Genomic DNA, 22,295 nt, shown 5'->3' on the forward strand with positions numbered 1-22,295 from the left:
AATTAATCCTTCTGTTTTGCATTTTTGTGCCCATTCCGTACTGAAACCAGATCTCCTAAACCCATACCGGTTTCCTGTTCATGAGCTGTACCGGAATTGTCTGTATAAGCCCTGCCTTTCCAGACCATTCCCTTCCCCCGGTAATAATTAATTGCTGAACCAATTGTCGCAAACAAATAGAACAAAGCAATAAATGGTAAAACCAAAATCCATAAATAGGAAATTTGAAAACGAGATAAGGTCGGAACAAATGACAAAATTGACATCATATAGGTAATAAATGCCAGTTGCTGCACACGTCCCTGGGAAAAAACAACCTGTAAAAAAGGCGTGAACCAAATCAGCGTCATCAAGATAATGGTTACCATTAACCAAACCAATGAATAATTCAACTGAACATAAGCAGAACGTGTAATCATGTTCCAAATGGATTCAACAGATTCATAAGGCCTTAATGAAACAGCTTGAGAACTATGTCCCAGATAAATTTTTCCACAATTTCTTTTAACCAAAGATGCCAAGGTTACATCATCAATCAATGCATCTTTCAGCGCTGCAATACCACCAATCCGATCCAAGGCCTCTTTTCGAATTAAAACTGTTCCGCCCGCCCCTGCCGCAACAGTGCTCGAAGCCTTATTCACCCTTGAAAAGGGATAAAGCATACAAAAGAAAAAAATAAAGGCTGGAATCAAGGCTTTTTCAAAAAAACTTTCACAACGAAGCTTTACCATTTCGGATACTAAATTCAAATTATCCCGTAAAGCCTTATTTACCAAAGAGGAAAGATGAGTCGGTTCATGAAAAATATCGGCATCAGTAAAAAAGAAAAAAGAATTTTTCATTGACCTCTGTTGAGTAACCTTTGTTATTCCTTGTGACAAGGCCCACAATTTACCACTCCATCCATCGGGACGAAAAGATGCATCAACAATTTGTAGTTTTTCACGTTGATCTTCCGACAAGGTCTCCCTCAGTTTCCTGACCAGTGTTCCGGTTCCATCAGTACTTCCATCATTAACCAATGTAACATCATACCGTCCAGCATAATCCTGATTTAACAAGGATAAAATGACGTTCTCGATTGTTTCCGCCTCATCACGTGCCGGGACAATAACATGCAATTCTGGCCAACAATCCTGCTTCTTTTGCTCTTCCCGAGATAGAGGATATAAAATCGGTCCCCTACTCCAAAAACGACCATGAAAAAAAATTAATCCTATCCAGATTGCAAAAGAAACACCTGCCAATACTAACATAATATTGCACCATTTATATTCATCTTAAATTTCAAGTCTTTAAATTATTTTATTGTTTAAGATATCCTTGCTTCCAAAACCATAACAGGGAATCTTTCAAGGCCTCTTTTGCAGGCCTGAATGTATAACCGAGTTCCCTTTCTGCCTTGGCAGAAGAGAAAAACATTTTTTTATAAGACATCATCAGCATTTCACGCGTAACCCGTGGCTCTATATTAAATGTACGAGCCAACCACTCCGAAATAATAGCTGCCGGCCACAAAACCTTCTGATTAAGTCTTATTAAGGGAGGTTTTACACCAGCAATTTCAGCGACAATTGAAAAGAGTTCCCGTAATAACATATTTTCACCACCTAAAATATATTTTTCACCAATACGTCCCTTTTCCAAAGCCAACCGATGCCCATTGGCAACATCATCAACATGCACAATATTCAAGCCTGTATCAACATAAGCGGGCATTTTTCCAGAGGCACAGTCCAAAATCATTTTTCCCGTAGGAGTGGGTTTTATATCGCCAGGACCAATGGGGGTAGAGGGATTAACAATCACCGCCGGCAATTTTTTGTTTTTTACAAGCTCCAACACAGCCTGTTCAGCCTGATATTTGGACTGTTTATAAGCACCAATTATATGATGAACAGGTGTTGTTTCATCAGCAACACTGCCGTCCCCAACCAATCCAAGGGCTGCCACAGAAGAACAGTAAACAATTTTTTCAATGCCGGCTTCCATTGCGGCCAGCATCAGCTGACGTGTGCCTTCGACATTAATATACATCATTCTGTTAGGATCCGGTACCCATAACCGATAATCAGCTGCCACATGAAAAAGATATCGACACCCTTGCAACGCATCGGCAAAACTTGTGGGATTAGCCAGATCCCCCTCGACCAATTCAGCCTCCAATCCATGCACATTTTGACGATTACTATTCGCCCGAACCAATAATTTAAGTTGATGTCCATGGGCAATTAAATTGCGGGCTACGGCAGAACCTACAAAGCCTGTTGCTCCTGTCACAAACGTTGGTGCGACCATCTCGACCTCATTCATCATGTTTATATTTTTTAAGTTTTGCAAATCAATAACTAAGATACGTAGGAACGTGTATTGTAATTAGCTCTATTTCTAACTAGTATGCAAATAATTTAATAATATAAAATAACTTTCTAATAAAATAACATACGGTTTGTTTTGAAAAAAATCTCAATTATTTTGTTCTTTCTCGGACTTACCCTTCTCATTGGCGGAGCTGTCTGGGTTGGTATGGACAGTATTGTTCAATCTTTTTCCTCGGTAGGAATAAAAGGATTACTCATTCTTTCTTCATGGCAGGTTATTGTCATTCTTTTACTAAGTTATGCCTGGCATGTCATCTGTCCTGATATAGGCATGCTGCGCTTGATATGGGCCCGTTTCTTACGGGAATCTGCGGCAACCTGTCTACCTTTTTCACAAGTCGGCGGAATTCTTTTAAGTATCCGCGCCGTATGTTTTAAAGGTTACCGTTATATTAAAAACCCTAAAGATCTTTCAATTGCCCATGCCGTCAGCTCGAATATCGTTGATATTACCACCGAGACACTTGGACAAATTGTTTTTATCATTGTTGGCATATGCTTCCTGATAATTGGACAATATCATGAGACCTTACAAAATATTACCGTTCCCGGCACCAAACTCAATCTTAAATGGTTTATCATCATTGGAATTTTTTTTCTGTTGATAGGCAGCATTTCCCTTATTTGGTCTCAACGACAAGGAAGCGCCTTAATTAAAAAACTTGTCAATTTTCTCAGCAAAAATATTGCCCAACAATGGGAAGATCAAGTTAATGCCAATGCAGATTCCTTTCAAAATTCAATCAATCAAATCTGGTCGAATCCAAAAAATGTTCTGTTAAGCTGTATTATCCATTTAATAGGCTGGTTGGCTGGTGCAGTTGGAACATGGCTTTGTTATAAATTCCTGGGAGCTTCAATCAACATTCAGGAGGCCGTTATTATCGAGGCTTTTGTATGTGTTGCCCTTTCCATCGGGTTTCTTGTTCCCGCTAGTGTTGGTATACAAGAAGGCGCATACGTTCTTTTAGGCAGTATATTTGGCATTGATCCCCATTTATCCTTCAGCCTCTCTCTCTTGCGCAGGGCCAGAGATATTTTAATTGGGGTGCCAACCCTTCTATTATGGCAAATTACTGAAATTCATTATTTGAATAAATATTCAAAAAATAAAAAAAATTGTTGATCCCTCTTCTGAATAATTTCAAGTAAACAAATTAACATTATGACCAATAAAATTACATCAATTCCAATTTTTAAAAATATCACCGTCATTGGCCCGGGATTAATCGGTTCTTCAATTCTTCGACGCATTCAAAAAGATCCCACTATTTCAGAATATACGGTTGCTGTTGATAATCACCCTGAAGTTTGTTATCGCGTTAAGAAATTAAAAATCGCCAACAAAGTCAGTTCAGACCCTGTTGAGTCAGTTAAAAATGCAGATTGCGTCATCCTCGCAATACCTGTTGGTGCCATGCAAGAAGTTGCCAAACAAATTATTCCACATATGAAAAAAGGAGCCATTCTTACCGATACAGGATCCACCAAGGCTTCTGTCATCGCCGCCATTACTCCCTATCTAACTTCTGATATTTCCTTTGTTCCAGCGCATCCCATGGCCGGAACAGAATTTTCCGGTCCTGATGCTGGTTTTGAATCTCTGTTTGAAAATCGTTGGTGCCTGATAACGCCCACCACCTCAACCGGAAAAGAAAGCGTTTATAAGATCGAGCGATTCTGGCAGGCCATGGGGGCGAATACGCGCATTCTTGATATAAGACATCATGATAAAATCTGCGCAATTGTAAGTCATTTGCCACATCTACTTGCCTTTACTATCTGCAATACAGCAGATAGTCTGGCCGATGAAACACGTTCCGAGGTATTGGATTATGCGGCATCCGGATTTAGGGATTTTACACGGATTGCAGCATCTGATCCAATTATGTGGAAGGATATTTTTCTCAATAACCGTGAAGCCATTCTGGAAATGCTGGCTCGCTTTACCGAAGATGCCCAGGCAATGGCAAAAGCGATTCGCTGGCAAGATGAGGACTATATTGTAAAAACAATTAAAAAAGGACGGGAAATTCGTAAATCCCTTATCAATAATAAGCAAGCATAATCATTTTATTGGTCTTATTCATTAAGATATCTTATTTTAATTTATCGGCTTTTTCCTCAGCACCCTAAAATAAGATAATCATAAAATGAACGTATTGCCATCAAAACTCCCATCGATTCAAAAACTGATGAATACATTTGAATGGAAACACACAACGCTGGGAGAACAAAAAAATTGGCCGTCCACATTACATACAACGATTTCCCTGTTAATGAATTCTTCACTTCCCATGATTCTTTTTTGGGGAGAAAAGTATATCACGTTTTATAATGAAGCCTACATTCCCTTTATTGATTTTAAACATCCTGCCCTTTTGGGGCGTCCTCTACTGGAGGTTTGGCCAGAACAGAACAAGAATTTCAATAAAATTATCAAACTTGTTTATCAAGGAGAATCCTTCAGTTACACATTTCAACAGCAGCACGCCAAAAATTCATCCTCTCATCCCTTACAAAAAATTACCATTACCTTTAATCCTGTTCATAATGAATATAATAAAATAAGCGGTATCCTTGGAATCATTACAAATATAACCGATCACAAAAAACCAGAAACAGAATCAATCGAGCATTTAATCGGTGGCATAGCTCATGATTTCAACACTCTGCTTGGAGGAATAATTGGAAATCTGGAATTAATGGAATTGCGAATTCAACAAAAAAAACTGGAAAAATTACCCACTTATATCAACGCTGCCCAACAAGCGGCATCCCAAGCCTCAGTCATTACAAATCAGCTTCTTTCCTTCTCAAGAAGGCAAACTCTCATTCCGCACGTTACGAACCCTAATCACATCATTCAAATTCTGACTGATGTTTTTCAAAACATACTTCATAAGAATTCAGATAAAACCATTTTTCTTGATTTTTCTTTGAGTCAAGATATTTGGCCTGTTTTTTGCGATCCAGAACAATTTAAAACCGCACTGATCAATATTTTTACAAATGCTTGTGAAGCGATACAATCCCTGACAGGAAGAATAAATATATCCAGTAAAAATTTATCTATTGACCATACTCTTGCCAATCAGCTTTCCATTAAACCTGATGACTACGTAAAAATAAGTATAAAGGATAATGGTAAAGGCATCAAGCCTGAATATATTGACCGTGTTACAGATCCATTTTTTACAACCAAACCCTTGGGAAAAAGAGCCGGACTCGGCCTTTCAATGGCTTATGGTTTTACCAGACAGTCACGCGGATATTTAAAGCTGCATTCCAGGTATATGGAAGGCACTATTATTGATTTATATCTTCCACGATATCGACGCCCTTTGGTTGTGGAAAATTTTTTCACAAATGATACCCGGCAATTATGCTATAAAACATTAATTATTTCACAAGATTACCATCTTCGTACACTTTTAGGCGAGGCATTTGAAGATCTTGGTTATACAGCGACCATGGTTAAAACTTATCCAGAAGCAACAACATTACTAAACAATAGCTCAAATTTCGATTTTATCACTATTGATACCAGGATATTACAGCAATTCAATAATCAAAATATAATTTCAACACTTCACAACAATTATCCAGATCTACTAATTCTTTTCATTACCGGTTATGAAAAGAACTTTGTAAATTTATCCGATTTTACAGACGAGAAAAATTTTATTATTCGACAACCGATAACGTATTCTCTTCTTGCCGATCAAATTGAAACAATAAAAAAAATACGGGAAAAGAATTTCCCGTATTAAAAAATTGAATTATTTTATTTTTATTAAAATACTAGTTGATTTCCGTAACACGAATCAAATTCGTGCTGCCTGTCTGACCAAAAGGAACACCAGCAACAACAACAATTTGGTCACCCTTTTTGACAATATTGTGTTCTTGCGTCGTTTTACGGGCTTCATCAACAATATGTTCAACAGTACAAGAAGGTATGCAAGCCTCATTTGTTGTACATGGATGAATACCCCACACCAATGCCAACCTACGAGCCACCTCAACACTTGGCGTTAGACTGAAAATCATACTGTTTGGACGTTCTCTCGACATGCGCAGGGCAGTTGTTCCCTTATGCGTATAGGCAACAACAGCGGGTGCAGACAAAGTCGCACAAATTTTCTGGGCAGCAGCAACAATAGCATCAGCAATATTACGTTGAGGCTGTTCACGCGTGGCTTCCATTAATTTTGTCCACTCTTTATCTTTTTCAACCCGAGTAATAATACGGTTCATAATGGAAACTGCTTCTTTCGGATATTGACCTGCCGCACTTTCAGCAGACAACATGACCGCATCAGCGCCCTCCAATACAGCAGTTGCAACATCAGAAGCTTCAGCACGGGTAGGTGTTGGTGATGAAATCATGCTTTCCAACATCTGAGTGGCCACAATCACTGGTTTACCAAGACTGCGTGCCTTGCGAATAATCTGAATTTGAACTAAGGGCACCTCTTCAGGAGGCATTTCAACACCAAGATCACCACGGGCAACCATTACACCATCCGTAACTTCAAGAATTGAATCAAGATTTTCAATTGCTTGTGGTTTTTCCATTTTAGTGATAATCCAGGCTCTACCATTGGAAATAGCCTTGGCTTCCTGAACATCCTCTGGACGCTGAACAAAGGAAAGCCCGATAAAATCAACACCCAGATCCAATGCAAAACGTAAATCTTTATGATCTTTTTCTGTCAATGCTGGAATGGGCAAAACCATATCAGGAACATTCACACCTTTATGATCAGATAAAACACCGCCGACGGTAACTTCGGTTTCCAAATAATCTGCACCAACATTCCGAACCGTTAAACGTAACTTACCGTCATCAAGCAATAATCTTGCCCCTGGCTTTGCACTTTGGATAATCTCTTTGTGAGGTAAACAGACACGATGTTCATCACCTAATGCCGGATCTAAATCTAAACGAAAAATTGCTCCATTTTTTAGAGTGACCTTACCATTTGCAAAATTCCCTACGCGCAGTTTAGGTCCCTGAATATCGGCCAAAATACCAATAACCTTACCTGTTTCCTCTTCGATTTCACGGATAATACGATATCGTTCTGCATGATCCTCATGTGTACCATGGGAAAAATTCAAACGAAAAACATCAACCCCGGCCAAAAACAAAGCCTTGATCATTTCTTTTGTTGAGGAAGCGGGTCCCAAAGTTGATACAATTTTTGCCCGACGATCTCTTAAGATTAATGATTTATCTTTCATAATATTAGTTCCTTACATTTTTAATTGTGAATTCAAACGTATCAAATTTGAATTCTTTATTCCTATATATCATTATTCAATAAGAAAATTAATGAGGTTGGATAATTTCCTGGGGAAGCAAGCCCCAGATATTTGATCTTGGTATCCATCCTATATAGGTATTAATTTTAACTTTACACCAACTGGCGTTGGGTTGGCATTCTTTTATACTTCCAACAACTCCGGGTTTCAAAATCGCAACTGGATCAGCCGACTCTTGTGGAACAGTTCTTACAATAATACCCTGACCCGATAATTGGGAATTTTGTGTTTTGGATACATATTCTGAAATATAGCTGTCTGTGCTTTTTACTTCTGATTTCTCTTTTGTTTCGTCTTGTAATTTATCTTTATCATCCATGACACTGAGCGGCATTCCAGTTGTAATGAAAAAACGCTCTCTGGATAAAATAGCCTGCTGGATCCATCCTTTTTGTCCATCCACGTCCTCAATAAGACGCCAGACATCAAATTCCCTAAGAATTTTTACTGGCATATGACGTCTGTGATAAATCATGATAATAGGATAACGGGTTCCAGGACCTGCTCGCATGTTCACCACATCCGCACGTAAAGAAAGAAAATGAGGAATAGGCAAACCTGTTACAGAACCCTTTTCTGGTTCCTGAGATGGAATGCTGCTTGCAGCAGGGATTGCGGCCGCTGAAGCGGTTGCGACTCCCACTGCTGTTCCAGCTGCAGCTGTGCCCCCCCCCTCATTATTATTCACAGATTGAGTCTGAGAGTTTTCCTGTATATGAACCTTTTTTTTCTTGTGAGAAACTGGGTGACTTTTTTTCCTGATACTTTTTTTATGAACAAGCTGTTTATGCTGATTTTTTTCCTGAGTAAAAGCGGTCGAGGAAAAACATAAAATATTTAAACAAAATATTGATATAAAAAATGAAATGTATAAAAAACAATTTAAGCTTTTTTTAATAAGATGATCTAAAAAACCGCATTGCATTTTATCTTGTCTTTCAAATATAAATCAAGGGATTAAATCGTTACTATAATATAAAATAATAATTATGTTATAATAAATTCAATGCTTTCTTTCAAAAAGGCAAAAGACATATTACCATAAATCTTATTCAAACAGGTTAAATAACAAGAATATGACTTTTTTATACATATCCCTAAAAAAATATAGAAAAAATCTGTTTTTATATATAAAATGGTTAATGGTTATAATTGTATTATGTACGATATACGTTGCTTATCCATATTTGACCCTATGGTCAATTTCTAAGGCGATACAGACCCACGATACTAAATATCTAACCAAAAGTTTGAACTGGCATTCTATTCAAGATCACTTAAAAAAATATCTCACTCAGGATTTTCACAGCCCCTCAAAAGAAGACTTGGATGAATTACCGGATTTTGGAACGTCTTTTGCGACTGAAGCGATAAGTAATGCTATTGATCATCATATCAATCACAATAGTTTACATGTTTTACTTGATTATATATCCCCGCCTACATTGCCATCATCCTCTTCTTTGAAAAATAAGAAGAATGCATTACAAATTTATATGTCGAGCCATATCTATTTTTCTTCGCCTTTTACAATGCACGCAAGAATTATCATTCCTGGTGAAAACATGCCACCCTTAAGCCTGACAATGAAATTACAAAGATGGCGTTGGAAAATTACAAACATATCTTTACCTGATCAGGTTATTGCCCAACTTTTCCAACAGAATAAATAGACTAGTTCTGATTATACAAGATCTTCTTCTAATATTGTCATTGAGATCGCATAAGAAATTTCACCTTCATCCTCATCACGATAAACTGTTCCAATTGACTCAAGTGTTTTTCCCTCTTGAATACATAATTCAACAGGCTGTCCCTGACGTTTAGGCAAAATAACCTTCAAATTGTTATTCCCTAATTTTTTCTGTAAATATGACTGTAATGACTTGCCTTCTTTTTCAGTAATATTCATAGACTTTACCTTATCTTGAAATCGAAAATTGAAAATAATTCTATATTAGTTAACCAACCCTTTACCAAATTACCAGTTCTTTATTTGAAATTATCATTTAATTTTCTCTGAAGAATCAACAACAACCAACAGGTCACCAGCAATTGGTGTAACCTGGCGATTTCTAGATAAAATAGCTTCAAACCGTTTATTCTGTTTTGCAGCCTGCTCATATAAAACATCTATGATACCATAATGATCTATAAAACGGTTCATATGGGCAGAAATACGAACGCATCCTTCAGATGCAGAATTGCCCAGTCTTGGTTCCAAATATACAGGATCTGTTGCATGCATTTCCAACCGAATCTGACCTTTTACATGATTAGGCAACCACCCTTTTTCGGCCCATTGCCAACCAAAATCCCATACTCGCATTCCTTTCGTTCCGTTACCACGAATCCCTAATTTATTCTTGGTACCCAACGCGCGATATCCCAACCTTTCCGTAGTATTCATGAATACACCTGTCGGTGTGACATAATATAATTTACGTCCTTTTTTTCCTGTAGATACATGTCCTCCCCCAAATGCCATCCATTGATCCGTGCCTTGAGGAAACGCCAGCACAAAACATAAAGCTTGAACCTTTGGATTGCGATCAACCACAACTAAAATCTGCGCCCGTTTCAAGAGAATACCTGATTTTTCAACTTCTTTTTTGGCCAGTCTAATCCATTCCATATTTTGTTTATTGCTATAAATTCGTGCACGGGGAACATTCTTGCTTAATAAACGCTGAAGCCTTCTGGCCTCTAAATAGGCCTTATCCGGCGCAAGGACTGGTAAAGGAGGTAAAGTGACAAAATGATTATTACCAAAGATCGAGAATTTATTTTCAAACTGAGTATAATCAATATGACATTGATTTCCTGTCAGACTTGAAAAACAGTCATATATAATTGGAGAAAAATCACGATCATCAATTGGACAATAATAATGTCGTCTTAAAGAGTTCAATTGATCAGTAACATTGAAAGAGGAGAGAGATGTTTTAGCAAAAGGCTGCATAATAAAGATTAAAGAGCACAATAATATGCAAACCCTTAATCGATAAAGCTTCATCCTCTCTCCTTATTATGTAAAATATTACAATTATTCATTAATTATATATAATATTTTACAAATAAAAACAGAATAATTTAGTTTACATATGGATTGCCTGGTTCTGTGTTGCCAAGGCCGCCTCTTTAACCGCTTCGGACAAGGTGGGATGCGCATGACAAGTCAAGGCAATATCTTCGGCAGAAGCACCAAAAGCCATTGCCAATACGGCTTCTGCAATCATTTCACTGCAATTTGGACCAATCATATGAACACCCAAAATTCTGTTGGTATGTTTATCGGCCAGAATTTTTACAAAACCGTCTGTTTTACCCATTGCACGGGCACGACCATTAGCGCTGAATGGAAATTTGCCAACCGTATAGGCTACATTTTCTTTTTTCAATACTTCTTCTGTTTTACCAACCATGGCAACCTCAGGTTCTGTATAAACAACACCTGGAACAAGATTGTAATCAACATGCGGCTTTTTACCTGCAATGAATTCTATAGCTGCCACACCATCCTCTTCTGCTTTATGCGCCAACATTGGACCAGCTATCACGTCTCCAATCGCATAAATACCCGGAATATTGGTTTGGAATTGAGCGTCTGTTTTAATTCTTCCCCTTTCATCCAATTCCACACCAATTTTATCTAGTCCCAGACCTGCAGTTACAGGACGGCGACCAACTGCCATCAAGACTACATCTGCCTCAAGAGTTTCCTGATTCCCTCCTTGAGCGGCTTCAATTGCGATCTTAAGCTGTCCATTCATCTTGTCAATTTTACTAACTTTATGAGACAGTTTCAGTTCAAAACCTTGCTTGATCAAAAGACGGGCTAATGTAGATGAAATTTCCTGATCAAAACCAGGCACCAACCGATCAAAGTATTCAACCACAGTAACCCTGGCACCTAAACGTTTCCAAACACTTCCAAGTTCAACCCCGATCACACCACCACCAATAACGACCATATGACGAGGTATTTCAGAAAGAGCCAAGGCTCCTGTTGAACTTACAACCTGTTTTTCATCAATTTCAATTCCCGGCAATCCTGCCGTCTCACTGCCAGTTGCAATGATAATGGAACGCGCGCTAATCTCTTGCCCATTAACGGAAACTTTTCCTGCAGCAACAATGGTTGCCTCGCCCTCAATACGCGTTACCTTATTCTTTTTGAATAAGAACTCGATCCCATTAACATTCGCCTCAACGACTGACTGTTTGTGCTCCTGCATTTTTTTCAGATCAACTGAGACATTCTTAACAACAACCCCCAATTTTTCAAATTGATGCCGGGCAGCTTCATATTGCTCGGAAGCATATAATAAAGCTTTTGAAGGGATGCAGCCAACATTCAAGCATGTTCCACCCAATGTTTTCCGTTTTTCTACACATGCGACTTTCATGCCCAGTTGTGCAGCACGAATGGCGGCAACATATCCTCCTGGTCCCGCACCAATTACAAGAACATCATAATCATATTCACTTGCTGGCGCGGAAGCGTCAACTGGTTTTTGCTCAGGATTTGAGCCCGAAACAGATGACACTCTTATATCATTTCTTGTAACTGTTTCTCCTTTTCCCAATGGTTCCAATGTCACCAATAATGCACCTACTGAAACCTCACTGCCCGCTTCGACAACATGTTTGCCGACAATTCCCGCAGAGGGGGCCGGCACTTCAACATTTACTTTATCCGTTTCAAGCTCAACAATCGCCTCATCCGCAGCAACTTGATCGCCTGGCTGTTTCAACCATTTTGAAACAACAGCAGATGTTATACTTTCCCCCAAAACAGGTACGACAATATTTATGGTCATGTTTTTTACCTTTCCTATCCTTTATAATAAATTTCACACGACCCCTTAAACATCCAACAACAAGCGTTCTGGATTTTCAATACGTTCCTTGATATGAACCAAGAAACTGACCGCTTCCTTACCATCCACGATACGATGGTCATAAGAAAGAGCAAGATACATCATTGGACGGATAACAACCTGTCCATTGACTGCAACTGGACGCTCTTTGATCGCGTGCATCCCCAGAATTCCTGATTGCGGCATATTTAAAATTGGAGTGGACATCAGAGAGCCGTAAATTCCCCCATTTGTAATCGAGAAGGTACCCCCTGAAAGGTCAGCTAATTTCAGCGTATTACTGCGTGCACGTTTTGCAAAATCAATGATCTGCCCCTCAATCTGAGCAAAACTCATTTGATCCGCATCTTTGAGCACGGGAACAACCAGCCCATTTGGGCCACCAACCGCAATTCCCATATTCACAAAATGACGATAGATAATATCTTCACCATCAATTTGTGCATTGATTGCAGGATATTCCTGAAGGGCAGATACAGTTGCCTTTACAAAAAAAGACATAAATCCCAAACGGCTACCTTCATGTTTCTTATTAAAGGCTTCCTTATACAGGGTCCGCATATTTATGACGGCAGACATGTCAACCTCATTAAAGGTCGTCAACATTGCCGCTGTTTCCTGTGCTTCTTTAAGGCGACGTGCAACCGTACGACGTAACCGGGTCATTTTGACACGCTCTTCACGAGGATCATCCTGGCGTGGCACAACAGGACCAGATGCCTTGACCGGATTTTCTTTTTGATCCAGAAATTGTACCACATCATCCCGTGTAATCCGGCCACCCCGTCCCGTACCAGCCACCTGATCAACCGTAATATTTTTTTCTTCCATCATTTTACGGGCAGCCGGCATTGAAACTGGCTTATTATCAGCAGCCACTGAAACCGAGGGTTCTGCCTGTTTAGCATCCTGTACAGACACACTTTTGGATTGAGCTGATTCAATAACCGAAGCCCCATCCTCCAATACAGTCAATAAGGTCCCAACACTGACCTCCTGCCCTTCTTGTACCAGCTGTGCACCCATCACACCTGTTTTAGGCGACGGAACCTCTACACTGACCTTATCTGTTTCAAGCTCTACAATCGCTTCATCCATATTCACAACCTCACCAGGTTTTTTTAACCACCTGGCAACTGTGGCCGTACTGATACTTTCGCCTAATTGCGGTACTTTAATTTCAATGGACATATTTGTTTTTCCTAATTAAATCTTATTATTTCTCAATATAGTTCTTATAAATTCAAGGCTTGTTTAACCAATTGTTCCTGACCTGCCTTATAAACAGACATCAACCCTGCTGCAGGACTTGCCTGAGCCGTACGCCCAGCATATTCAATTTTGATTGGACTATTTTTAACCGTTTGCACAATCGCTTCAATCTTACCAGAAATAAACTGCCATGCCCCCATGTTCTGAGGTTCTTCCTGGCACCATACAAATTCCTGTGCCCCAGAATATGATTGTATCAATTTCTTAACAATATCGGTTGGAAATGGATATAATTGTTCGACACGAACCAAAGCCACATCATTTTTCTTGGCTTCACGACGAGCTATCAACAAATCGTAATAAACCTTACCTGAACAGAATACGACTCGTTTGACTTTTTGATGATTTACAGAGGCATCTATTTCATCAATAACTTGTAAAAATTCTGTTTTATCCGTAAATTCTGCCAATGTTGATTGTGCAAGAGGATGTCTTAATAAAGATTTCGGGGACATGACAACCAACGGTTGACGATAATTCCGTTTCAACTGCCGACGCAAGGCATGAAAATAGTTTGCGGGAGTTGTAAAATTACAAACCTGCATATTTTCCTCTGCACTTAGCTGCAAGTAACGTTCAAGTCGGGCAGATGAATGTTCAGCCCCTTGTCCTTCCTGGGCATGTGGCAATAAAAGCACCAACCCCGATTGCTGGAGCCATTTACTTTCAGCAGCCGAAACAAACTGGTCAATGATAATCTGTGCACCATTGGCAAAATCACCGAATTGAGCCTCCCACAAGACCAAGGCATTTGCATTTTCACAAGAATAACCGTATTCAAATCCCAGAACCGCAAATTCAGACAGCAATGAATTATAGATGTCCAATTTCGCTTGATCAGTGGCAATATGATTTAAAGGAATATAAGGTTGCTGCGTCTTCTGGTCAAACAGCATTGCATTACGATGACTGAATGTACCCCGTTGACAGTCTTCGCCGGAAAGACGAACCGGATGACCCTCCAATAAAAGGCTACCAAAGGCCAAGGCTTCACCAGTCGCCCAGTCAAACCCTTTTCCTGTTTCAAACATTTTGGCCTTAGCTTCAAGTTGACGAACCAATTTCGGATGGCAATTAAACCCTGCTTGGTATGAGCTAATCGCTTTACCAATCCGCTTTAAATCATCAATTGAAACTGCCGTGGAAAAATCTTTACGATTTTTTCCACGCCATTGCATTTTTTTCCAGTCACCTTTTAACCATTCTGGAGTTCCGGGATGATAATTATCAGCCTCTTCATAGGATTTTTGTAAATAATTCTGGAAATCAGACCAATATTTTTCCGTTTCCACAGCAGAAATCACTCCTTCATCTTGTAATTTCGCTGCATAAAGCTGATAAATATCCTTATGTTTATGAACAGCCTGATACATGATTGGCTGGGTAAATGTCGGTTCATCCGTTTCATTATGTCCAAATCGACGATAACAGACAATATCAACAACGATATCCGTTGCAAAACGTTCCCGATAATCAACGGCAAGCCGCATGACTGAAACAACAGCCTCAGGATCATCCCCGTTGACATGAATGACGGGAGCTTTAGCAACTTTAGCGACATCTGTACAATAATATCCAGAATGTCCATATTCTGTAGATGTGGTAAATCCAATCTGGTTATTTGTAACAACGTGAATTGTCCCGTTTGTTTTATATCCGGGAAGCCTGGACATGGCAAAAGTTTCATAAACCACACCCTGTCCGGCAAAGGCAGCATCACCATGCATTAAAACAGCCAGATGTTTCTGACCATTAGCATCTTGCATGGCACGAACCCTTCCCTCTACAACAGGATCAGCCGCCTCAAGATGGGACGGGTTAAATTCCAGGACAAGATCGACATCCTTTCCATTCATTTGAACCTGTTTTCGATATCCAAGATGGTATTTCACATCTCCAACACCAGGAATATCGTCAGATTTATAAGATTTTCCTGCAAATTCACTAAATAAGGCAGGAAAAGACTTGCCAACGATATTGGTTAAAACATTTAAACGTCCACGATGTGCCATGCCCATCGCCACAGATTGAATATCATAATTTGCTACTGCATGTCGAATAAGGGTACGTAAGGCAGGAATAAGTGATTCCCCGCCATCCAATCCAAACCGCTTTACACCAACGTAACGTTTTTGACAAAAAGTTTCAAACCCTACAGCCTCTGCAAGTTCCTGTAAGATTGTTTTCTTATCATCCGCATTTAGAACATGGTTTTTCTGACTTTCAACCTTTTCACGAAACCATTGCTGTTGTTCACTATTTTGCAGATATGTATATTCCCAGGCAATTGAACTGCAATAAATCCGCCTTAATACAGGAATGACTTCACCAAGAGTATGAATTTCACCTGGAAGGAAATTCTTAGTAACATCTCCCATAAAAACTGGGCGATCCAAATCCTCTTTTTTAAATCCATAAGTTTCAGGATTTAATTCCTTGCACTCTGTAGGCTTATGAATGGACAAGGGATCCAATACAGCATTAAAATGACCAAAGCTTCGATATGCATTTATAAGCTCTACGGCTCGCAGACTGTCATTCGCAGCCTGATAAAGTTGTTTGGCTGTTACTTTTCCCTCTTTCGTCAAAGCGGGCTTGTCATCGGGCTCCAATTCAATTTTTACAGGTTTGCGAGGGGCCCATGAAGGTCCCCTTACATCATCCATTACAACTGTCTTATCATCATTCATCGCAGAAAAAATCTGTGCAAATGACGGGTCAACACTATTAGCGTCCTGCCTCCACTTTGCATATAATTCCGCAAGATACGCAGCATTCGATCCACTGAATACACTGGCAATTTGATCAGCAATCGCCATAATATTTCCCCTTAATTATTTCTACTAAAAACTCACTATTCAGAGTTTAATTTACCTATTAATATAACAAGTGCACCTATAAGCCACTTCAATTTTTCTTTAACAAATGTCAGAGAATCTTTACTCTCGAATGCCTATTTTGTCCAATCTAGACTTTGCATTTCATACAAACGTGATACAGTACGCTCAAAAAAAGCCGCCCTATTTTCCTCAGGATAAATATGCTCCCAATCCGTCTCCGCAGATACATAGAGAATTGTATGCCGTTCGTACAATACATCAATCAAAGTGGTAAACCGTTCAATTACATTCATATTTTCAGGATTAAATATCGGTATGTTATCAATAATCAATACTTCATATTTTTGAGCCAAAACCAAATAATCACCAGCTCCCAGTGCCGCATCACATAATTGTTCAAATTGAAACCGGGCCACCTTTCCTGCTGCGCAAGGTATGGTAAATTGACGTCCCATAACGGTTAAGATTGTTTTTTCGCCCTCTTTGCCACCTGATTCCTGTAGGAATACTTTATCTAGAACAGCATGGTTTTCCGGATTACAGCCGATCAACCATTTGGTTTCAATTTCCTTGCGACCCAATCGATAGTCATGTGCCGAACATAATTCAAGTTCAATCATATTTTGTGATAATAAAGCAATAAACGGCTTGAAAGCATCAGCTCCCGGTCTGTTTTGAAATAAATCCCTGATGTGAACATTCGAAGTGGCAACAATGATAACTCCTAATTTAAAAAGATATTCAAACAGTCGTCCCAATATCATTGCATCAGCTATATCATTGACTTGAAATTCATCGAAACAAAGCAACCATGTCTTTTCGACAATTTCCTCAGCCAGTTTTGGAATGGGGTCCTCACCCTTTGGATACTGTATTTCCAACGTATGAAATTTCTTATGCACTTCCTGCATGAAAACATGAAAATGTGTTCTCATCTTTTTTTCAACAGGGGCCTGACTGTAAAATAAATCCATCAACATTGATTTACCTCTACCAACAGGCCCTACAAGATATATACCCTTGGGTTTTACAATAGGCTTTTTCCACAATTTTTTAAATGAATTCAAAAGCCCGCCAACGTTAGTCTGTTCTGGCACATAATCAGACAATTCAACACAAAGATGATCCAGTCGATCTGCAATTTGTTCCTGTGCCTTGTCTGGTTTAAGCTCACCATTCTTTACTTTTTGTGCATACAACACATTTAAACGACTCATAAATAATAAAAACCTGGTTAACAATTAGTATTAAAGACCTTTTAAATTATTTCTAAGAAGAACATAGCTTCTTTTTTTTTCCTAATAATTTTCTTTATTTTCAAACAATTTTGATAAAATTTATTTACATAAATAATAAAAGAGTTAAAATATTTGGCTGGTTTCTAAAGACTTCTTTAAAATTTATTAAACTTTATTATCTAAGGATTATATACTATGGGATATCGCATAGCCGTTATTGGAGCAACAGGGGCGGTAGGTAGAGAAATCTTAAAAATTCTGGCGGAACGTGATTTTCCAATTAAGGAAATTGTTGCCTTGGCTTCTCCACGTTCGGCAGGAAAAGAAATATCCTTTGGTGACAAAAGAATTCTAAAAGTCCAAAATCTTGAAACCTTTGATTTTAAAGGATGGGATATCGCTTTATCCTCTCCTGGCGCATCCATATCATCCGTCTATTCACCCAAAGCAGCCAAGGCAGGCTGTATCGTGATTGACAATACTTCCCATTTCCGTATGGAACCTGATGTTCCATTAGTGGTTCCAGAGGTTAATCCGGAAGATTTAAAGAAAATCAAGCGGAATATTGTTGCAAATCCAAACTGTTCAACCATTCAGATGGTTGTTGCCTTAAAACCTTTGCACGACTTGTTCAAAATTAAAAGAATTGTTGTTTCGACATATCAAGCCACAGGCGGGGCAGGCAAAAAAGGAATGGACGAATTATATATCCAAACCAAATCATCATTGGTTGGGGATTCCATTTCAATAAACAATTTTACCAAGCAAATTGCCTTTAACTGTATACCTCATATTGATAAATTCATGCCAGACGGATCAACAAAAGAAGAATGGAAAATGAATGTGGAAACCAAAAAAATTCTTGATCCAGATATCAATGTTTTTGCAACCTGTGTTCGGGTTCCTGTTTTTATTGGACATGGCGAGGCAATTACCATTGAATGTGAACGCCCCGTTGATCTTGCCAAGGCACAAAAAGCCTTACGCAACGCTGAAGGTGTCATTCTATTCGATAAACAGGAAGATGGCGGCTATATTACCCAGATTGAGGCGGCAGGAGAAGATGCCTCCTATGTTTCACGACTCCGTATCGATCCAACAGTTCCAAATGGCTTAGGACTATGGTGCGTTTCCGACAATTTACGTAAGGGTGCAGCATTGAATACAGTACAGATTGCCGAAAAATTAATAGAAATGAATCTAATTTCTAAACGGTAATTTTTAACCAACAGATCATAAAATTGATATGATTTGTTGGTATCGAAATTAAAAACATAAATAAATTAATGATTACCAATTTCACGTTTCTATAGCCATTAATCCAATTTATACAAATTAATTTGATATTTATTTTATTATCCTGAAAATTGTTATTATCATATTCTTATTGTTACTTTAAAAATAAAATAAAAAACTGTTTAGTCATCAAATAACAAAGACCCCGAATACTTCATACACAATCAATTGAATGTCCAAAAATTGACTGGATCAATCTTTTAGTGGGGTATAAAGTGCAATTAACTTAAATCGGTATCAGCCGTGTTATAAGGATTAATTAGGAAATCAAGAATGTCGGATATACGCAAAACTTTTTATGTAGGTTACAAAAGTGACGGATCATATCGAAACCGACCAATGTCGCCCCATTTACAAGTTTACAAACCCATTTTATCAATGGTCTTGTCAATCAGTAACCGCATTACAGGCGGTGCACTTTCCGCAGGAAGTGCATTAATGGTTGCCTGGCTGGTTTCAGCCGCAAAAGGACCAAAATCTTTTCAAAAAACTCAAAAATTTACAGGAAGTTTTCTAGGACAAATTATTTTATTTGGTTTTTCATCAGCATTCTTTCTCCATTTTATTGGCGGTATTCGTCATTTTATTTGGGATTTAAGTGGCAAACGTCTTGAAAAACCTGAAATTAATCAAGACAGTAAATCAGAGGTTATCGGTGTTGCTGCTTTAACTTTAGCTTTATGGACCATTATTCTTGGTAAAAAAATCAAAAAAAGAAAAAAATAGACAACCTTCGTATTGATTAAAAAATATCAAAATAATTTTCTATAAACAATTAGGAGAAACTCCAATGAATACCTCTGTAGAACGCCCCACCATTCTACGATCTTACCTTGGACGTATGCGTGGATTGGGGACAGGACACAATATTTTCGAACATTGGTGGACCGAACGCATAACCGCGGCAGGCAGTGCCCCTTTATCAATCTGGTTTATTATCCAAATGCTAAGATTGGGTGATGCAGATCATAAGGATGTTGTAAAATGGGCTGGAAAACCTACGAATACAATTTTATTACTCACACTTGTCTTGCTAACATTCCGTCATATGCAACTCGGCTTGGAAGTCATTACATCAGATTACGCACGTGAAAGAAAAAGATTGGCTCTTAATTACTGTATTAAAGGTGGGGCCTTATTTTTAGGAATTCTATCCGTAATTTCTATATTAAAATTATTTTTTACTGCATCCGCCAGTAAATAATTCAGCATTTAAAGGATATATATCGTAATGACTGATACTACTTTATCATTAAAAGATACGTATCGTATCGTGGATCATGCCTATGACGTCATTGTCATAGGGGCTGGCGGTTCTGGCTTGCGGGCAACATTGGGAATGGGTGCGGCCGGTTTTCATACAGCCTGTATTACAAAAGTATTTCCAACCCGCAGTCATACAACAGCAGCCCAGGGGGGAATTGCGGCTTCACTTGGAAATATGGGAGAGGATCACTGGCAATGGCACATGTACGATACCGTAAAGGGCTCTGACTGGCTTGGTGATCAGGACGCAATTGAATATTTATGCCGTGAAGCGGTTCCTGCCGTTTATGAACTGGAACATATGGGAGTTCCCTTTACCAGGAATAAAGATGGTAAAATCTATCAACGTCCATTTGGTGGACACATGCGCGACTTCGGAAAGGAACCCGTTCAACGCGCTTGTGCTGCGGCAGACAGAACTGGTCACGCTATATTGCATACACTTTATCAACAATGCTTGAAACACAATGTTGAATTCTTTGTTGAATATTTTGCTATTGATCTTATCATGGATGAAAATGGCACATGTCGCGGTGTTACGGCATGGTGTCTGGAGGATGGCAGTATACACCGTTTCCGTGCAAATCTGGTTGTTCTGGCGACAGGAGGATATGGACGCGCTTTTCAATCCTGTACTTCTGCCCATACTTGTACAGGTGATGGAAATGCCATGGTCATGCGTGCTGGCATCCCAACACAGGATATGGAATTCGTTCAATTCCATCCAACCGGTATTTTCCCAGCCGGCTGTTTGTTAACAGAAGGATGTCGCGGAGAAGGCGGCTATCTGACAAACAGTGAAGGTGAACGTTTCATGGAACGTTATGCGCCACATGCAAAGGACCTTGCTTCTCGTGACGTTGTCTCTCGTGCCATGATTGTGGAAATCAATGAAGGACGCGGATGTGGTCCCAATAAAGATCACATCATGTTACATCTTGAACATCTGGGGGCAGACCTTTTACACGAACGTTTACCTAGTATTGTTGAAACATCGCGCATTTTCTCCGGAATTGATGTAACCAAGGAACCCGTTCCTGTATTACCAACTGTCCATTATAATATGGGTGGTATCCCAACAAATCTTCAGGCCGAAGTTATTCGACCTACCAAAGACAATCCAGATGCAACCGTTCCGGGATTAATGGCAATCGGTGAATGTGCCTGTGTTTCCGTTCATGGTGCAAACCGCCTTGGTACGAATTCATTACTTGACTTGATTGTATTTGGTCGTGCAGCTGCCTTACGTGCAAAAGATATTCTTAAACCTGGCGCTCCTGTTGCTCCATTCCCTAAAAATGCCGGGGAAAATGCACTTGGCCGTTTAGATAAACTAAGATTTGCCAAAGGTGGAACCCGTGTGGCTCAAATGCGTGACACCCTGCAAAGAACCATGCAACGTCATGCAGCCGTTTTCCGGAATACTAAAAACATGGAAGCGGGCGTTGAAAAGATTAAGGATATCTGGTCTGATCTGGGGGACATCTCTGTTTCCGATCAATCCCTGATTTGGAATACAGATTTAATGGAAGCCTTGGAATTCGAGAATCTATTGGCAAATGGTACCGTAACCATGGTAAGTGCAACCGCACGTCATGAAAGTCGTGGCGCACATGCCCATGATGATTATCCTGAACGTGACGATAAAAACTGGTTGAAACATACTGTTTCATATCTTAATGACAAGGGAGAGGTTTCACTTGATTATCGCCCAGTCCATATGAGAACTTTAACCGATGAAGTTCAGGTTTTCCCTCCTAAAAAACGGGTATATTAATCAGAGAA

At 39.2% G+C, this 22,295-nt stretch carries 18 protein-coding genes; 8 read left to right on the top strand and 10 right to left on the bottom strand.

All coding sequences use genetic code 11. From position 1 onward, the window contains the following. Positions 1–2: 2 nt before the first annotated feature. Together GN303_RS08040 and hpnA are read right to left on the bottom strand one after the other, a co-directional pair. A complete protein-coding gene (locus GN303_RS08040; protein ID WP_155567364.1) occupies positions 3–1,259 on the bottom strand; it encodes a glycosyltransferase in 1,257 nt (418 codons plus the stop codon). Positions 1,260–1,308: 49 nt separating this feature from the next. Then, complete coding sequence (gene hpnA, locus GN303_RS08045) at positions 1,309–2,301, bottom strand: hopanoid-associated sugar epimerase (protein ID WP_110439068.1); 993 nt, start codon at positions 2,299–2,301, stop codon at positions 1,309–1,311. A 156-nt stretch (positions 2,302–2,457) separates the two neighbouring features. Here hpnA and GN303_RS08050 point away from each other — a divergent pair, with 156 nt between their 5' ends. The 3 genes from GN303_RS08050 (at position 2,458) to GN303_RS08060 (ending at position 6,157) form a co-directional block, all read left to right on the top strand. After that, positions 2,458–3,510, top strand: coding sequence for a lysylphosphatidylglycerol synthase domain-containing protein (locus tag GN303_RS08050; RefSeq protein WP_158523884.1), 1,053 nt, complete (start codon positions 2,458–2,460; stop codon positions 3,508–3,510). A gap of 39 nt (positions 3,511–3,549) precedes the next feature. Beyond that, complete coding sequence (locus GN303_RS08055; RefSeq protein ID WP_110439070.1) at positions 3,550–4,452, top strand: prephenate dehydrogenase/arogenate dehydrogenase family protein; 903 nt, start codon at positions 3,550–3,552, stop codon at positions 4,450–4,452. A gap of 85 nt (positions 4,453–4,537) precedes the next feature. Next, entirely contained in the window at positions 4,538–6,157 is a 1,620-nt protein-coding gene (locus tag GN303_RS08060) for an ATP-binding response regulator (protein WP_110439071.1), read from the top strand. A gap of 31 nt (positions 6,158–6,188) precedes the next feature. On the opposite strand, the gene pyk is transcribed toward GN303_RS08060, so the two are convergent. Both pyk and GN303_RS08070 read right to left on the bottom strand, forming a co-directional pair. Beyond that, positions 6,189–7,634, bottom strand: a complete 1,446-nt coding sequence (gene pyk, locus GN303_RS08065; RefSeq protein WP_110439072.1) for a pyruvate kinase — start codon at positions 7,632–7,634, stop codon at positions 6,189–6,191. An 88-nt stretch (positions 7,635–7,722) separates the two neighbouring features. After that, the gene (locus GN303_RS08070; protein WP_158523885.1) at positions 7,723–8,403 is read right to left on the bottom strand and encodes an SH3 domain-containing protein; all 681 of its coding nucleotides are present in this window, start codon (positions 8,401–8,403) and stop codon (positions 7,723–7,725) included. A gap of 454 nt (positions 8,404–8,857) precedes the next feature. Here GN303_RS08070 and GN303_RS08075 point away from each other — a divergent pair, with 454 nt between their 5' ends. Further along, the gene (locus GN303_RS08075) at positions 8,858–9,388 is read left to right on the top strand and encodes a DUF2939 domain-containing protein (RefSeq protein ID WP_158523886.1); all 531 of its coding nucleotides are present in this window, start codon (positions 8,858–8,860) and stop codon (positions 9,386–9,388) included. Between the two features lie 11 nt (positions 9,389–9,399). Here the strand turns inward: GN303_RS08075 and GN303_RS08080 are convergent, their stop codons facing one another. The 6 genes from GN303_RS08080 to zapE all read right to left on the bottom strand — a co-directional run bounded on the left by GN303_RS08080 (position 9,400) and on the right by zapE (position 17,927). Next, positions 9,400–9,627 carry a DUF3126 family protein gene (locus tag GN303_RS08080; protein ID WP_110439075.1) on the bottom strand — a complete coding sequence of 76 codons (228 nt, stop codon included), beginning with the start codon at positions 9,625–9,627 and terminating at the stop codon, positions 9,400–9,402. A 93-nt stretch (positions 9,628–9,720) separates the two neighbouring features. Continuing rightward, on the bottom strand, positions 9,721–10,731 hold the full coding sequence (locus GN303_RS08085) for a L,D-transpeptidase (RefSeq protein ID WP_146206666.1): 1,011 nt from the start codon (positions 10,729–10,731) through the stop codon (positions 9,721–9,723). An 82-nt stretch (positions 10,732–10,813) separates the two neighbouring features. Continuing rightward, a complete protein-coding gene (gene lpdA / locus GN303_RS08090) occupies positions 10,814–12,538 on the bottom strand; it encodes a dihydrolipoyl dehydrogenase (RefSeq protein ID WP_110439077.1) in 1,725 nt (574 codons plus the stop codon). Between the two features lie 45 nt (positions 12,539–12,583). Then, positions 12,584–13,789 (bottom strand): 2-oxoglutarate dehydrogenase complex dihydrolipoyllysine-residue succinyltransferase, encoded by a 1,206-nt coding sequence (odhB, locus tag GN303_RS08095; protein WP_110439078.1) that lies wholly within the window; start codon positions 13,787–13,789, stop codon positions 12,584–12,586. A 44-nt stretch (positions 13,790–13,833) separates the two neighbouring features. Then, positions 13,834–16,689 carry a 2-oxoglutarate dehydrogenase E1 component gene (locus tag GN303_RS08100; protein WP_110439079.1) on the bottom strand — a complete coding sequence of 952 codons (2,856 nt, stop codon included), beginning with the start codon at positions 16,687–16,689 and terminating at the stop codon, positions 13,834–13,836. Positions 16,690–16,823: 134 nt separating this feature from the next. Then, positions 16,824–17,927: a cell division protein ZapE gene (gene zapE / locus GN303_RS08105; protein ID WP_110439080.1), complete on the bottom strand. Its 1,104-nt coding sequence runs from the start codon at positions 17,925–17,927 to the stop codon at positions 16,824–16,826. A 216-nt stretch (positions 17,928–18,143) separates the two neighbouring features. Here zapE and GN303_RS08110 point away from each other — a divergent pair, with 216 nt between their 5' ends. The 4 genes from GN303_RS08110 to sdhA all read left to right on the top strand — a co-directional run bounded on the left by GN303_RS08110 (position 18,144) and on the right by sdhA (position 22,287). After that, positions 18,144–19,166 carry an aspartate-semialdehyde dehydrogenase gene (locus tag GN303_RS08110; protein ID WP_110439081.1) on the top strand — a complete coding sequence of 341 codons (1,023 nt, stop codon included), beginning with the start codon at positions 18,144–18,146 and terminating at the stop codon, positions 19,164–19,166. Between the two features lie 351 nt (positions 19,167–19,517). Then, positions 19,518–19,970, top strand: a complete 453-nt coding sequence (gene sdhC, locus GN303_RS08115) for a succinate dehydrogenase, cytochrome b556 subunit (RefSeq protein WP_230873109.1) — start codon at positions 19,518–19,520, stop codon at positions 19,968–19,970. A 64-nt stretch (positions 19,971–20,034) separates the two neighbouring features. Next, the gene (sdhD, locus tag GN303_RS08120; protein ID WP_230873110.1) at positions 20,035–20,448 is read left to right on the top strand and encodes a succinate dehydrogenase, hydrophobic membrane anchor protein; all 414 of its coding nucleotides are present in this window, start codon (positions 20,035–20,037) and stop codon (positions 20,446–20,448) included. Positions 20,449–20,475: 27 nt separating this feature from the next. Then, entirely contained in the window at positions 20,476–22,287 is a 1,812-nt protein-coding gene (gene sdhA / locus GN303_RS08125; protein ID WP_110439082.1) for a succinate dehydrogenase flavoprotein subunit, read from the top strand. Positions 22,288–22,295: the final 8 nt, after the last annotated feature.

The organism is Commensalibacter melissae (genome assembly GCF_009734185.1).
Classification (GTDB): Bacteria; Pseudomonadota; Alphaproteobacteria; order Acetobacterales; family Acetobacteraceae; genus Commensalibacter; species Commensalibacter melissae.

What these genes read in the sequence shown, in the direction of transcription:
- pyk (WP_110439072.1), bottom strand. Translation starts at nt 7,634, where the DNA reads ATGAAAGATAAATCATTAATCTTAAGAGATCGTCGGGCAAAAATTGTA.
- sdhD (WP_230873110.1), top strand. Translation starts at nt 20,035, where the DNA reads ATGAATACCTCTGTAGAACGCCCCACCATTCTACGATCTTACCTTGGA.
- sdhA (WP_110439082.1), top strand. Translation starts at nt 20,476, where the DNA reads ATGACTGATACTACTTTATCATTAAAAGATACGTATCGTATCGTGGAT.
- lpdA (WP_110439077.1), bottom strand. Translation starts at nt 12,538, where the DNA reads ATGACCATAAATATTGTCGTACCTGTTTTGGGGGAAAGTATAACATCT.
- GN303_RS08075 (WP_158523886.1), top strand. Translation starts at nt 8,858, where the DNA reads ATGGTTATAATTGTATTATGTACGATATACGTTGCTTATCCATATTTG.
- odhB (WP_110439078.1), bottom strand. Translation starts at nt 13,789, where the DNA reads ATGTCCATTGAAATTAAAGTACCGCAATTAGGCGAAAGTATCAGTACG.
- GN303_RS08110 (WP_110439081.1), top strand. Translation starts at nt 18,144, where the DNA reads ATGGGATATCGCATAGCCGTTATTGGAGCAACAGGGGCGGTAGGTAGA.
- GN303_RS08055 (WP_110439070.1), top strand. Translation starts at nt 3,550, where the DNA reads ATGACCAATAAAATTACATCAATTCCAATTTTTAAAAATATCACCGTC.
- GN303_RS08085 (WP_146206666.1), bottom strand. Translation starts at nt 10,731, where the DNA reads ATGAAGCTTTATCGATTAAGGGTTTGCATATTATTGTGCTCTTTAATC.
- GN303_RS08060 (WP_110439071.1), top strand. Translation starts at nt 4,538, where the DNA reads ATGAACGTATTGCCATCAAAACTCCCATCGATTCAAAAACTGATGAAT.
- GN303_RS08080 (WP_110439075.1), bottom strand. Translation starts at nt 9,627, where the DNA reads ATGAATATTACTGAAAAAGAAGGCAAGTCATTACAGTCATATTTACAG.
- zapE (WP_110439080.1), bottom strand. Translation starts at nt 17,927, where the DNA reads ATGAGTCGTTTAAATGTGTTGTATGCACAAAAAGTAAAGAATGGTGAG.
- GN303_RS08100 (WP_110439079.1), bottom strand. Translation starts at nt 16,689, where the DNA reads ATGGCGATTGCTGATCAAATTGCCAGTGTATTCAGTGGATCGAATGCT.
- GN303_RS08040 (WP_155567364.1), bottom strand. Translation starts at nt 1,259, where the DNA reads ATGTTAGTATTGGCAGGTGTTTCTTTTGCAATCTGGATAGGATTAATT.
- sdhC (WP_230873109.1), top strand. Translation starts at nt 19,518, where the DNA reads ATGTCGGATATACGCAAAACTTTTTATGTAGGTTACAAAAGTGACGGA.
- hpnA (WP_110439068.1), bottom strand. Translation starts at nt 2,301, where the DNA reads ATGGTCGCACCAACGTTTGTGACAGGAGCAACAGGCTTTGTAGGTTCT.